At 66.5% G+C, this 394-nt stretch carries 1 protein-coding gene; it reads left to right on the plus strand.

The features are described 5' to 3' along the window. Window positions 1-394 (plus strand): malic enzyme-like NAD(P)-binding protein (locus tag KDH83_RS31860; protein ID WP_283093874.1); only part of this gene is annotated, 394 nt, incomplete at both ends.

The raw sequence follows: 394 nt of genomic DNA on the forward strand, positions 1-394 counted from the left end.
CTGTCGGCCGGGGGCGTGCTCAAGCCGGAGATGGTGGCGGCGATGGGTACTCGGCCGCTGATCCTGGCGCTGGCCAACCCGACGCCGGAGATCCTGCCGGAGGTGGCGCACGGGGTGCGCGACGACGTGGTGATGGCCACGGGTCGCTCGGACTATCCGAACCAGGTGAACAACGTGCTGTGCTTCCCGTACATTTTCCGGGGTGCGCTGGACGTGGGCGCGACGACGATCACGCGCGAGATGGAAAAGGCGGCGGTGTACGCGATCGCGGAGCTGGCCGAGGAAGAGCAGAACGAAGTGGTGGCGGCGGCCTATGGCACGTATGACATTTCGTTTGGCGCGGATTACCTGATTCCGAAGCCGTTCGACCCGCGCCTGATCGTGCGGATCGCGC

Origin of the sequence: Achromobacter sp. Marseille-Q0513 (assembly GCF_018195695.1) — a bacterium.
Lineage (GTDB): Bacteria > Pseudomonadota > Gammaproteobacteria > Burkholderiales > Burkholderiaceae_B > Achromobacter.